We start from the raw sequence: 13,487 nt of genomic DNA, 5'->3' as shown, positions 1-13,487 counted from the left end.
GAGCGATCTGATCGATGAAGCAGAACCTGAATCCGGCTGTAGCGAAGGTGTTCAATAAGCCTGCGCGAAATCGAAGAGCTGCTGTTTGAACGTCGGCCTGAAAGCGCGGGCCGACGTCTGCTATTTATTCCGCTCCTTCGCGCCCGGCATGGCGGGCTGTCTCTTGCTGAGCCATTGCTCGCCTCGCCAACATGCCCAAAGTGTGCATCTCCTCTTCAACGTCCGGGGTCCACGGACGGCCATAGTTAAGCCGGATGTGACGGCGAAATTCGCAGCTGCATGAAAAGATTGCACCAGGCGCTATCGCGATTTCGTGCGCTTTCGCCATCTCGAACAACTGCACTGCCTCGACTCCTTCTGGAAGTTCCACCCATAGAAAGAATCCGCCCGGCGGCCGGACCACTGATGTCCCCTGAGGGAAGTACCTGACGACGGCGGCCACCATCCGGGTCTGAAGGGACGCCAGGTCGCGACGCAGTTTGCGTAGAAGCCGGTCGTAGTCCCCGTGCTCAAGGTAGTCGGCAATTGCGCATTGCGCGGGCACAGACGCCGGGGCCATCGTCAGCCAACGCGCGTGCTCAATTCTCGCGGCGTATCGCCCCGCCGCTACCCAGCCGAGGCGTAGGCCAGGCGCAAGGCTTTTCGAAAACGAACCGCAGTGCAGCACGAGGCCTTTAGAATCGAAGCGCTTCGCTGGACACGCCGGCGTCAAACCAAAATGCAGTTCGCGGAATACGTCGTCCTCGATTAGCGGTACGCCATGTTTTGCCAGCAGCCTCACGAGCGCCTCCTTCCGTTCATCGGAGAGCGTCGCGCCGGTAGGCTGGTGCAGCGTCGTCATAAACCAGCAAGCCCGCACCGGATGCTGCCGCAACGTCTGCGCTAACGCGCCGAGGTCGAGTCCACGGTGTGGATCGACAGGGATTTCCACGGCCTTCAGATGCAGGCGCTGAACCGCATCTTGCACAGCATGGAAAGCAGGCCGTTCTATTGCGATGGTGTCGCCAGGCCGCGTCAGAACCTGCAGACACAGAATCAGTGCATCGAGCGCGCCGCTCGTCACAACAACCTCATCGATTGGAACGGTAACACCCGTGACAATGTAGCGCAGGGCGATCTGGCGACGCAGATCTGCTTCCGCCTTTCCCGCCGACAAGGCATTCCGGGAACTGGCCATCCGCCGGGTCGCCGCAGTCAACGAGCGCGAGATCCGGCCAAACGGGAACAACTGGGCACTTGGCTCCGAAGAGCCAAGCCCCGGATACGCGCATCGACGCTGAGCCTGCATGAAGCGGATAACCAGGCTGTCGTCATCGTCCTCGTCAATACTGCGCCTGGAAACGATCGTTAGGGATTTCGTTGGCGCAGGGCGACTTGCGACGAAATAACCCGACCGAGGTCTTGCTACGATCAGGCCTCGTCGTTCGAGCGTGTAGTAAGCCTGGAAAACCGTTGAAGGGCTGACGCGGTACGAACCGCTCGCCTGGCGCACCGACGGGAGCCGCACGCCAGGCTCAAGCGTACCGTTCGCAATCAGGTTTTCGAACTCTGCCGCCAGTTGGAGATAGCGCTTCATTATTATGTCATGCTAATTAATGAAAATTGACCCGGGTTGCTCCGGGTGCGGGCGGAATGCCTCCTTTAGAAATTTCGGACCCGCCAGCCGAGCACGGTTGCGGCTCCCGCCGGCTTTGAGGACGGGGCGTTGGTGGTCTGGAGAAATGCCTTCAGCTGGCTGGCGCCGAGTGCACGACTGTAGAAGAAACCTTGACCGAATTCGGCCCGGCTTGCCCGCGCGATGTTGTGATGCGCCGCGTTCTCAATGCCTTCGACCACGACCACGGCGCCCATCTCATGCCCCATGCTCGTCAACGCATTGATCTGTCTGGAGCGCTCATCGGGATCCATTCCCAGCACGTCCCTGTCAATCTTCACCATCTCAAAGGTCATGTCTGCCGGCAGTTCAAGTCCGACGTCAATGGGACGCACGCCCGACAGCGCAAAACGCATTCCTTTATCACGCGCCCGCGCCATCATCGGGATGAGACGTTTTCTGAACTTCCTCGCGCTGCTTGCCCCGATCCTCAGTATTAGCGGTGGAAGACCGAGGGAGCCAACGTCATCCAGGTCCGCGATGAACGCGGAACTTACCAGGTAAGAAGCGGGAGCGGTAACGCCCAGGTAGAGCGATTTCGGAGCGCCCATTTCCCGCAGATCCTGAGCGGCACGCGACAGGACGAATCGCGTCATTGGCCCAATCAGGCTACTGCTCTCAATGAACTCCATGTAGTGGGCCGGCCCCAGCGCGCCATATTTTTCGTTGTCCCACCGCAGGAATGCTTCGACGCCGACACACTTGGCCCGCCGCACGCCCACGACAGGTTGATACTCAACATGGAACCGGCCACGACGCAGCCCTGCACGCGCTGCGCGCAGCAAGGACTTATCGTAGCGAAACCACCTTTTGAGGGCCCAACCGACAACAACGACCGAGACCACCACCAGGATCGGCCACAATACAAAGCCCAATATGGTCCATACTGAAGTACGCTGCGTAGCAGTGCTCGCCGAAGGCTGCACCGAGGCCAGTGTGTCGGCGTCGATCGAAGGTGAGACCGCTTGAGTTTCACAATCGCTACCCAATGAGCAATCCGGGGTCGACATCACTGCTGGTTCCGGCGACTGCTCCGCCCGGTCGACCCGCGACGCGATACCGGCTACTGCGTCAGAGGCCAGAAGGCCGCCTCGTTCTGCCGCCGCGCGGTCGCTGAGTTGCCACCGCAGTTCCCTAAGCAGCGTCGCAACGTTCGACCCCGAACTGGCCATCGCTGCAGCGGTGCCGGCGGCATCGCCACGCGTATCGTCCAGCGAATCGCAAGTATTCGTCAGTATAGGCATCGGGCCCGCAACCGGTCCGGCAAGGGTGGCGGGAATAGCGGGCAACTGCGCAATGGACGCGCAGGCTGAGCCGAAGCGAATCGGGGGCGCTGGTGGACCAGCAAACCAGTCCGTCAGTCGTTGCCAGACGGTGCGTTCAAACGTATGACTGCGACTGGAACCAGGGTCGGCCGGACCTGCAAGGGCGAGTGCGGTGCCTGCGCAGGTGACCAGCACGACTGCCATACCTCGTTTCCAGGCCCGACGGAGCGCGATGAACGCGCTGCATTTGATGGTTGATACCGGGAACCCAAATGCCATTGATTTTTCGTTAAAAGATTCGGCTTAAAAATCGCTATCGATTGGCCGGCTACGCGTAGGCGAAACATCGAAAGAAATGGACACTGTCTGCGCCGCACTTTGCCAGCGTGTGCGCGTCCGCAATAGACGCAGATTGCAAAAGAAAGGCCGTATCAGATTGATAAGTGGCATTCTTCTAACGTTGAGTGTGTGCGCTACCAGGGCTGGTGCGACGCCCACAACGGTGTTATCTGTGAGGAGTACAAGTTGAAACGGTACGAGCAGCTAGCCGACCAACTCAGTGAGCTCATCAAGCGCGGTGATCTGCCACCCGGCGCGCGTATCCCTTCGGTTCGCGCGGCGTGCAAGGCTTGGGGCGTGAGTCCTGCGACAGTATTTCGTGCCTACTATCTGCTCGAAAATCGGGGTATGATCAAGGCGCGCCCGCGTTCAGGCTATTTCGTGTCGCCGAGTTCCGGAGAATTACCGCGGCAAAGGCCCAAGACCTCGCTGAGTACCGACACGAAGACCGTCAATGTCAGCGACCTTGTCTTTGAGGTCCTCAAGACGATCAGGCAGGCCGAGACCGTCCCACTTGGCTCAGCGTTCTTGAGCCCTGCGCTGTTTCCGATGGCGCGTGTCGGAAAGTCGTGCGCGACGGTCAATCGTTCAACGCGCCTGGCCAGCATGGTTGACGGACTGCCGCCAGGGCACGAAGGATTGCGCCGGCAGATTTCGTTGCGTTACCTGATGGCGGGGATGACGGTGCCTGTCGACGAGATAATCATTACGAGCGGGGCACTCGAAGCCCTGACGCTAAGCGCCCAGTTGCTCGCCGCGCCAGGCGATGTGATCGTGATCGAAAAGCCGACGTTCTATGCAGCGCTGCAGGCTATCGAGCGTCTGAGGCTGAACGTAGTGGAGATTCCTGTTGACCCGGTGGAGGGTCATGATCTGGATGCGCTCGCGCGGGCGCTGCAGCAACATCCGGTTCGCGCCTGCTGGTTCATGACCTCGTTTCACAATCCGACCGGGGTGACGCTGAGCGATTCCAGGAAGCAGGCGCTGGTTGATCTGCTCGCCAGACACGACGTGCCGCTCATCGAGGATGACGTCTACAACGAGCTGCATTTTGGCGCGGACCCGGTGCGTCCGGCCAAATTCTTCGACCGGAACGGTCTTGTCATCCATTGTGGGTCGTTCGCGAAGTGCCTCGCGCCCGGATATCGTATCGGCTGGGCGGCAGCCGGAAGGTTCGCGGGCAGGCTGGAACGTGCGAAATGGATGACCACGCTATCGGCCAGCATGCCGGCGCAGCGCGCAATCGCCGACTATCTGGAGCACGGCGGCTATGAACGTTTCCTGCACAAACTACGTCGCGAGTTGGCCCTTCAGCAATCGCAGATGCTCGACGCGATTAGCCGGTACTTCCCGGCCAATACGATGGCGGCGAGGTCTGGCGGCGGTTATTTCACGTGGGTGGTGCTACCGGATCACGTCGACTCGATACACCTCTTCCAGGCTGCGCTCAACAGTGGCATCAGCATCGCGCCCGGACCTATCTTCTCTGCGGACGGCGCCTTTCGACACTGTGTGCGTCTGAACTATGGATACCCGTGGTCGGCGCAGCTCGATAAAGCGATCGCGACACTAGGCGCCCTGTGCGCTGATGAATCGCGTTGCGGCGCAAAGCTGACCGGTCCGGTTCGGCCGGCATGACACGGGCGTCGATCTCAACCGTACACCCCGGCCGGTGAATCGTGAAGCTCGTGCACGACAATACGCGCCTTGCCTGCGACTTTCGCGCGATACATTGCGGCATCCGCCGCGCGTAACAGGGCTTCGCCACTCAATGACGCTGCCTGGTCGCGCGGTAGCATGCCGATACTCGCCGATAACTGGACGACCTTCGCTCCGAACGTTAGGGGCTGGCTCAGTGTCTGCAGAATCGCCCGTGCAATTTTCTCCAGTGCAGCACGATCGATTGCAGGGCCGGCCAGCAGCACCGTGAACTCATCTCCGGCATGCCGCGCAACCAGATCCCCACCACGTACGCAGCGGCTGATCCGGCGCGCGGCTTCAACCAGTACTTCGTCGCCGCACTGATGCCCGTAGGTATCGTTGACAGCCTTAAAGCCGTCCAGGTCGATAAACATGATGGCAGCCACACCGTCGCCGCCTGCTGCGCATGCCTCATCCAGCCTCTCGAGGAACGAGCGTCTGTTCGGCAGGCCGGTCAGCGCGTCGTGAAACGCCTGATGCCGCAGGCGATCGAGCAACGCCGTTCGCTCGGTCACATCGTGCACTAGCAGGTAGTACCCGTCAGCAGACTGATCGTGCACGCGACGCGGCACCAGCACACCACGCAGGACACGGTGGGTCCCATTTAGCGTCGCTCCGACCTCGTACTCGACCCTTTCGCCGTTAAGCACGCGTTGGACGTACGGCTCGATGGCAGCAAAATAGTCGGCGTCGAGAACCTCATGGGTGAGCTGTCCCACAATCTCCTCCGGGTCCAACCCCATCCACTCGCGATAGGTTGAGTTGGCGAACCGAAAACGTCGCTCACCGTCGACGTAAGCGACCAGCACCGGCAGATTGTCAGCGATGGCGCGCAAATCTACGCGCGTGGCTCCCAATTGTCGCTCGGCGTTCGTCAGTTGCTCATGCGCCCTGCGCAGAACTTCCGACGCCTCATGGGCTCCCCGATGCAACGCAGCCTCGCGCACATCGCGCGCGGTTTTTTCCCGTTGCTCCGCTTGGGTATCGTGAATGACAAACAGCCAGCCTCCGTCGCGGGTCGACGTCGTCTGCTTCAGTGCCACCTGCACTCGCGCGGGCTTACTTTGCTTGTTGCGCAACCGGAACGTCACATCGAGCGTCAACACCTCGACCCCGCGGCCACGATTGAGTGCCTGCACGGCCTGTTCAAGCTTGGTCCGGTCGCTCGCATCCAGCAGATCGAGTATGTTCGTTTTCGTCAACGGAGCGCGCGAGTGCGCGAAGAATTTCACGCAGGCATCATTCATGTGCCGCCACTCCCAGTCCCTGCCGATATGCGCGATAGCGACCGGAGTCCGATGGAACGTCTCGACGTAAAGCGCATGCTGGGCCTGAAGCCGGTCGATCGCCTGAAGCACCTGCAAACGATCAGAGCTGTCCAGCTTGCGCAGGCCAACTTCGTGCTCGATCATTTGACCCAGGTCTACCAGCATCTGACGCTGTTGGCGCGTGAAGCGCCGCGGCATCGAGTGCATCACGCATAGCATACCGATGGGTTTGCCGCACGGTAGACGCAGCGCAATGCCTGCGAAAAAGCGGATCCCCAATTCGCTGGTTGCCAGTGGCCCCTGCGCAAGCTCCGCATCGGACAACGCATCCCTGACGACGAACGGTTCCTCGCATTGGAGCGTCCGGCGATAGTACGTCCCCACATGGAATACGACGTCCCGTTCGCACCCGGTTGCGCCTATGACTTCTGGCTGGCCCGGTCTGTCGAGACATACGACGGATATTGGTAAATTCAGCGCGCGCGCGGCGACCCGGGTCACGCGCTCAAAGTACTGATCGTAGTCGCTTTCTGGGGGCAGGGGGGCGCTGGCTGATTGTCGTTGCTGTTGTTGTTCTTGCTGCGCATCCATGATGCATTCGTCTTTCACGCTTCATGCTCCGTTCCGGTCACATCATGTAATGTATTTATCGACGCCGACGCCGACGCCGACGCGAACGCACGGAGCTGATCGACCGCCATCGGCTTCCCATACCAGTATCCCTGCGCGAGGTCGATTCCCGAGCGCTGTACCACATCGTGTTCCGCAGCGCATTCGACGCCTTCCACGACAACTTTCGCACCAAGTGCATGCACTAACGCGGCTACCGACTTCAGAAACTGGATGCGCGCTTCGCCGCGCAGGGCTAGAAATCGCCGGTCTACCTTCACGTAATCAAACCGGAAGTCCGCGAGTAAGTCCAGATTGCTGAAGCCGGTGCCGAAATCGTCGAGTGACAGGCGTACGCCGCGTTGCTTCATGTGGCTAAGCGCCGTGACAACCCGCGGCGTACGCTCGACGCAGCTGCGCTCGGTGAGTTCCAGAACAAGGCGCTCCAGCATCGGACCGGCGGACTCGCAGATATCCTCGACAAAGCGGTCCTCCAGCAGATGCCGCGCGCAGATATTTATCGATATGTGCCAGTGCTGAGGGAACGGCAGTTGGGTCAGTGCGTTATTCGCCTCGCGCAGCACGAAACAGGTCAACGCGCTGAGCAAACGCGTGCCTTCGAGCTCTCCAATGAACAGCCCCGGGCCCCCGGCTCCGAACTTTGGATGGCCCCACCGGAGCAGGGCTTCGACGCCCACGCAGTGTCGCGTGCGCGTGTCCACAATGGGCTGATAGACGACATGGAACTCCCCGCGGCGAAGACCGATACGCGCCGCGCGCCGCAATTTTACTTTTGGGCGGAGCCGATACCCAACGTACACAAGCGCGCTGCAGGCCGATAGCGCGATAGCCAGCACAACGGCGTCGCGAGATGCGATCAGGCTGGCCGCGAGCAAACCAGCCAGGCTCGACGCAACGGCGACAGTCACCACCGCGTCAAGATGCCCGTCGAATACAGGTCGCAGCCGGCGTATTCGTGCTGTGTAGCGTTGGAAAAACCGCATGAAGTTGCTTTCGCACCGTTATCTGGGTTGCGTACTATGACCTGACTGCGTTTCGAAAACGAGTAGCAGTTAGTGTCAAAACATGCGTATCAGATCCGCCGTCATACGCAGGGTAAGTCGGCGCGGCAATGCGCTGAGGCAGGCTTGAGAAAGCTTTCCAGTTTGCTTGCCCAGAAGCCGTCAATTCAGCATGAGTTGGTGGTTTAGATACCCGGCGGCCAGCGCAGTTCGAGCTCACCGATGCAACTTTTCGCTAGTCTCTACAGCGTTGGCCTGGTAGTACCCGGGGAACCGTTCGAACTGGCGTTCCGCGTCAGCCGGGTCAACCCCTTCTTTCAGCACCGCGCTAGAAAATCCCGTCCTCGCTATCTGTACAAGCTGGTCTATCAGGACGTCGCCAGTAGCGCGTAAATCCCCCTTGAATCCAAGCCTGCGGCGCAGCAGATAGGCTTGGCTGTATGCCCGTCCATCTGTGAAGTGCGGGAAGTGCAGGTCGACGCGTGCGATCTTTCCAATCCGGTCGGCAAGTGTCGTCGGGTCAGCGTCGTTGGCGAGCTGAACCGCGCTCGTGACGTCGTCGGCGAGATGTTCTGACGTCGTCAAGATTCTCAGGTGGATGCCCTTTGTCACAGCGAAACCTCCTTCCATCGGGCGCTCTCGGCGGCAGCTTTGAACGGTTCGAGTCCGACGCGCTTTACGGTTTGAATGAATGTCTCCCGCGTTCCGTCCGTGTTTCGGACATTACGGTATGTGGAGAGAATCGCCTCGACAACGTCGGGTATTTCCAACGCGGAGAAGGACGGCCCGATTACCTTTCCAGGTTGTGCAGCGCCGCTCAAGGTCCTGCCGTCCGCTCCGCCGAGTGTGACCTGATACCACTCCTGACCGTCCTTGTCGACGCCGAGAATGCCGATGTGACCGCTGTGGTGATGCCCGCATGAGTTGATGCAGCCGCTGATGTGCAGATCGATCTCACCAATATCATCGAGTTCGTCCAGGTCCTGATACCGTTCGGCGACCGCCTGCGCAATCGGAATCGAACGTGCGTTGGCGAGCGCGCAAAAGTCTCCGCCCGGGCAAGCAATCATGTCGGTGAGCAGATGCACGTTTGCGCTTGCCAGGTCCGCATCGCAAGCCGCTTTCCATAGCGGGAACAAGTCGTCGGCATGGACCCACGGCAGCACGACGTTTTGCTCGTGTGTCACCCGCGCCTCTCCCGCAGAAAAGCGGTCAGCCAGGTCGGCGACAATATCGAGTTGGTCGGCCGACGCGTCACCCGGTGCCTGAAGCAGGCGCTTGAACGACAGTGTCACAACGCGCATGCCAGGGTCCTTGTGGCGTGCCACGTTGCGCTGCAGCCATCGGCCATAGCGAGGATGGCCCTCCCGCTGCGCGCTCAGGCCCGAACCGGCGCTGTCGTCGCTCGGGCGTATCCGGTTGTTCGGCACAGGTCGCACGAACGACGCGCTGACACGGTCTAGTTCGGACTCAGGGATCGTGTGCGGCCCGCCATCGAGTTCGACTATCTGACGAAATTCCTCGTTCACCTCGTCGATATAGTGCTGCCCCTCAGCCTTGACCAGAATCTTGATGCGCGCCTTGTACTTGTTGTCGCGACGGCCGTAGCGGTTATAAACGCGCACCACCGCCTCGATGTAGTTCATGATCTGTTGCCACGGCAAAAAGTCGCGCAACACCACGCCGATCATGGGCGTGCGGCCCATCCCTCCGCCGACTGTCACCCGAAAGCCAAGTTCGCCTGCGTCATTTTTCAAGAGCCGCAGACCGACATCATGCCAATCCGTCGCGGCCCGGTCTTCGGTCGCGCCGGTGATTGCAATCTTGAACTTGCGCGGAAGAAACGCAAACTCGGGATGCAGCGTCGTCCATTGACGCATGATCTCAGCGAATGGTCGCGGATCGGCGATCTCGTCCGGGGCAACGCCTGCACGTTCGTCGCAGGAAATGTTTCGAATGCAGTTGCCGCTGGTCTGAATACCGTGCATATCGACGCTGGCGAGCAGGTCCATCACGTCCGCCGCTTTCGAGAGTGGAATCCAGTTGAACTGGACATTGGTACGCGTTGTGAAATGCGCGTAGTGCGTAGGCAAGCGGGTGGTGCCGAGCTTTCGCTGTGCCTCGCAGGCAAGTCGATAGACTTCGGCCTCGGGCTCGTCGTACTCGCGAACGATAAAGGCAACGGCGGTCGCTGAAAAGTAGCAGATGCCGCAGAAAACGTGCTAGCAGATGGCAAGCCGGGCCGAAGTTGTGTGGTCCGGCAGTCTCAGGGGCGAAGTCTGCTACGCCAGAATTATTCGCAACTGCTACTTTTTTGCGCGGCTGGTACAGCTCAAACTGTCGCATGAGATGAACAATCCTGCTTTGAGAGGGTGATGCCATGAACCTGTTGAAGATGACGCGAATCGTGCTGTGGAGCTTCCTCGGCGTCCGCCGCGCCGCCTCGCATCAAGCCGATATAGCAGACGTCAAGCTGCCGATATTGCCGCTGGTCGCGGTAGCGCTTGCCGCCGGATTTGGCGCAACGCTGTTCGCCATGGCGAAGCTTGCGATCCATGTGGCGCATTGACGGGTGCTGCGCATTCGCCGGGTAACGCGTGGACAGGTCAATGTTGTGACGTGCTGCTCATTCGCTTGCTCGCGCGAGCAGCGTGGATAGCGTTCTAATAGCGCTCTCCATCCTGTCACTCCACGGATGCCCGAAATTCAACCGGATGTGGTCCCGGAACTCGTGCCGCGCGGAGAAGACAGGTCCCGGCGCGATGCTGATACCGTTCTCTATTGCGAGGCGGTGTAATTTCATCGCATCGACACGGGGTGGAAGTCGGACCCACAGAAAGTAGCCTCCTGAGGGACGCGTCCAGTGCGAATCGTCAGGCATCCAGCGGTGCAGCGCCGCATCCATTTCGGCGAGCTGACCGTGCAGCGAGCCGCGCAGTTTCCGGAGATGTTTGTCGTACCCGCCATGCTGAAGATAGTCCGCTATGCCCGCCTGGGCGGGAATGCTGGCCGACAAAGTGGTCATCAACTTCAGGCGCTGCACTTTGTCGGCGAAACGACCCGCAGCGACCCACCCAATACGGTATCCCGGTGCGAGCGTCTTTGAAAACGAACTGCAGTGCATAACCAGTCCCGTCTTGTCAAAGGCCATCGCAGGCAGAGGGTACGTTGGGCCATAATGCAGCTCACCGTACACATCGTCCTCAATGAGCGGCACGTCATGCTGGGCAAGAAGTTCGACCAGCGCTTTCTTCCTTTCCTGCGACAGCGCGGCGCCAGTCGGATTCTGATAATTGGTCATGAACCAGCATGCTCGAATAGGGTGCTTGTCCAAGGCATCCGAAAGCGCTTGCAAATCGATGCCTGAAACAGGGTCGACTGGAATCTCCACCGCCCGCAGGTCGAGGCGCTCAATGGCCTGCAGGGCGGCATAGAATCCCGGCGACTCAATCGCCACGAGGTCTCCTGGTCGCGTAACCGCCATCAAACAAAGGTTGAGTGCCTCCAGCGCACCATTTGTGACGACGAGTTCCTCCATCGACTGGGCAATGCCCATCCCCATGTACCGCAACGCAATCTGGCGACGCAATTGCTCATTGCCCGGCGGAAGGTCGACGACGGTACTCCAGGGACTGATCAAACGGCTTGAATGCCCGAGCGATTTGGCGAGGCGCTGAAGTGGGAAAAGTTGCGGAGACGGAAACGCTGAGCCGAGGGGAACGATGTCGGGGTGCTTCGCGGCGTCAAGTACCGAAAAAACAAGGTCACTGATTTCAACCTTGGCCGACTCCAGAGTGAGAGGACGGCGCGGCGCCTGCTGGTTTTTAAGCGTGGCACCCGGCGCAACATAGTATCCGGAGCGTTCACGTGCTCGAATCAATCCCCAATCTTCAAGAAGATAGTAAGCGCGAAACACAGTCGACTGGCTGATACCGTGCTGCGTTGTGAGTTGTCGCACAGATGGCATGCGAGATCCGACCGGGCGAGTACCAGAACGGATGTCGTCGGCCATTGTGTTGGCCAGTAATTCGAAGCGTTTCATTGAACGGTCGTGGTTCGTCTGCGTTTACCCAGTGGGTGTCTGCGGCTGGTCTTTATTCGATTGCCGAACCGCCGCACGACGAATGTTCTCATGAACGGACGGCCCCGACGTTCGTTTCGCAAGCGCAAATGGACTGGGGCAAGTTCGAGTGTGACAGTTTTCTACGGCCGAAAAGAGACTTTGATACCTGCCCCATTCAGACTTGAAAACGCCACAGTCGCGTGCCCGCGCCTTGCAGTCCGCATGGTGAGAAGTCGTAGCCATCCTTCTCATATCACCTATGCTTGACCCCCTTTCTTTACCGCGACAGATCCTTACTCTCCCCCGCGTACTGCGGAGCATCATGCGGGAGTGATCAAGGGCGAGAAAACCGTACGCATTAAGCGCGGATCTCCGTTCACAGAAATTTAATAGCAAGAAACGGAGTGTTTGTATCGAGCTACTGCCATAAATTGGTCATTCGATCCCGCAGTAGCCGAGGTTGGCGGACGACGCACGGTGCGCTCGAACCTCGCTTATCTCGCAGACGCCCGCTACGTCAATTCTTTCATCGACATCGCGTTCGCCTGTCTTTCCCTGACTGGAGTTCAACCATGTTGCCATTTCTCTCGCTTCACGCTCTCGCTGCCCAACGCGGTGACGGACTGCACCCTGAACTTCTAGCCTTATTTCAACGCCATGTCGGATCACTGACCGGTCTCGCTGCCATCATCGATCCAGACGAAATAGAGCCCCTTAGCCGCGTGGTGGACGCCGTGCCCAAGGAGCCAGTGAAGTAGTGCGGGGCTGATGTCGGCGCGGTGGGGCTAGCGTTTGCGCTCGTCTGGTGGATGTGTTACCACGAGCCGCATGAGTCGCGCACGATGAACGACGCCGAACGCGACCATGTCGGCGCAGGCGGTGGCCTGTCCACGGCAGCCGACGCGCAGCGGCCGTTCTCGTGGCACGACGTGCGCAGCCTGCTGCGCCGCCGCGAGATCTGGGGCGCAGCGATCGGTCAGTTCGCGGGCAACTCGACCGTCGTGTTTTTTCTCACGTGGTTTCCGACGTACCTGGTGACAGAGCGTCATATGGCGTGGTTGAAGATCGGCTTCTTTGCGATCCTGCCGTTTCTCGGTGCGTCGGTTGGTGTGCTGTTTGGGGGATGGCTGTCGGATTTTCTGCTGCGGCGCACGGGGCGCATCAACCTGGCGCGCAAGCTGCCTATCATCACTGGGTTGCTGCTTTCATCGAGTATCGTCGCGGCGATCTACGTGAAGAGCGATGCCGCCGTGATCGCCGTACTGTCGCTGGCGTTCTTTGGGCAGGGCATGGGCGGTCTGGGCTGGTCGATCATTTCCGACATCGCGCCCAAGCGGCTGATGGGTCTGCCTGGTGGTATCTTCAACTTCACGGCCAACATAGCCGGGATCGTCACGCCGATCGTGATCGGCACGATCGTTGCGATCACGGGTTCGTTTTATTGGGGGCTCATGTTCATCGGCGCGGTGGCTGTGCTGGGCGCGGCGTCGTACATCTTCATTCTCGGCGATATCAAGCGCATCGAATTGTCCGAAGCAGGCGCCGCGGGAAGGATCTCGTGAGGGC

Annotated in this window: 9 protein-coding genes and 1 pseudogene; 3 read left to right on the top strand and 7 right to left on the bottom strand. The window is 59.9% G+C overall.

Annotation, left to right across the window (positions count from 1 at the left end):
- Positions 1-124: 124 nt before the first annotated feature.
- Positions 125-1,576, bottom strand: a complete 1,452-nt coding sequence (locus tag HHL24_RS14270; protein WP_169486094.1) for an aminotransferase-like domain-containing protein — start codon at positions 1,574-1,576, stop codon at positions 125-127.
- 65 nt (positions 1,577-1,641) lie between these two features.
- The gene (locus HHL24_RS14265) at positions 1,642-3,123 is read right to left on the bottom strand and encodes an EAL domain-containing protein (protein ID WP_230417457.1); all 1,482 of its coding nucleotides are present in this window, start codon (positions 3,121-3,123) and stop codon (positions 1,642-1,644) included.
- A gap of 321 nt (positions 3,124-3,444) precedes the next feature.
- Between HHL24_RS14265 and HHL24_RS14260 the strand changes: the two genes are divergently transcribed.
- Positions 3,445-4,896, top strand: a complete 1,452-nt coding sequence (locus HHL24_RS14260) for an aminotransferase-like domain-containing protein (RefSeq protein ID WP_169486092.1) — start codon at positions 3,445-3,447, stop codon at positions 4,894-4,896.
- Positions 4,897-4,910: 14 nt separating this feature from the next.
- Here the strand turns inward: HHL24_RS14260 and HHL24_RS14255 are convergent, their stop codons facing one another.
- The 4 genes from HHL24_RS14255 to HHL24_RS14240 form a co-directional block, all read right to left on the bottom strand.
- Positions 4,911-6,836: a diguanylate cyclase domain-containing protein gene (locus tag HHL24_RS14255; protein WP_169486091.1), complete on the bottom strand. Its 1,926-nt coding sequence runs from the start codon at positions 6,834-6,836 to the stop codon at positions 4,911-4,913.
- Entirely contained in the window at positions 6,833-7,621 is a 789-nt protein-coding gene (locus HHL24_RS14250) for an EAL domain-containing protein (RefSeq protein ID WP_230417456.1), read from the bottom strand. Before HHL24_RS14250 ends, HHL24_RS14255 begins: the two co-directional genes overlap by 4 nt.
- Before the next feature lie 453 nt (positions 7,622-8,074).
- Positions 8,075-8,470, bottom strand: a complete 396-nt coding sequence (locus tag HHL24_RS14245) for a DUF934 domain-containing protein (protein ID WP_329606647.1) — start codon at positions 8,468-8,470, stop codon at positions 8,075-8,077.
- The gene (locus HHL24_RS14240) at positions 8,467-9,951 is read right to left on the bottom strand and encodes a nitrite/sulfite reductase (protein WP_407947502.1); all 1,485 of its coding nucleotides are present in this window, start codon (positions 9,949-9,951) and stop codon (positions 8,467-8,469) included. The genes HHL24_RS14245 and HHL24_RS14240 overlap by 4 nt, the downstream gene beginning before the upstream one ends.
- Before the next feature lie 287 nt (positions 9,952-10,238).
- Here HHL24_RS14240 and HHL24_RS14235 point away from each other — a divergent pair, with 287 nt between their 5' ends.
- Positions 10,239-10,427 carry a DUF2970 domain-containing protein gene (locus tag HHL24_RS14235; RefSeq protein WP_169486089.1) on the top strand — a complete coding sequence of 63 codons (189 nt, stop codon included), beginning with the start codon at positions 10,239-10,241 and terminating at the stop codon, positions 10,425-10,427.
- Between the two features lie 57 nt (positions 10,428-10,484).
- Here HHL24_RS14235 and HHL24_RS14230 read toward each other — a convergent pair whose 3' ends face one another.
- A complete protein-coding gene (locus HHL24_RS14230) occupies positions 10,485-11,900 on the bottom strand; it encodes an aminotransferase-like domain-containing protein (RefSeq protein WP_169486088.1) in 1,416 nt (471 codons plus the stop codon).
- Positions 11,901-12,691: 791 nt separating this feature from the next.
- Here HHL24_RS14230 and HHL24_RS14220 point away from each other — a divergent pair.
- A pseudogene (locus tag HHL24_RS14220) lies at positions 12,692-13,483 on the top strand (MFS transporter); the annotation flags it as partial.
- Positions 13,484-13,487 lie beyond the last annotated feature (4 nt).

The organism is Paraburkholderia polaris, assembly GCF_012927345.1.
In the GTDB taxonomy this organism is placed as follows: domain Bacteria; phylum Pseudomonadota; class Gammaproteobacteria; order Burkholderiales; family Burkholderiaceae; genus Paraburkholderia; species Paraburkholderia polaris.
This window is presented reverse-complemented; position numbering and strand designations above follow the sequence as displayed.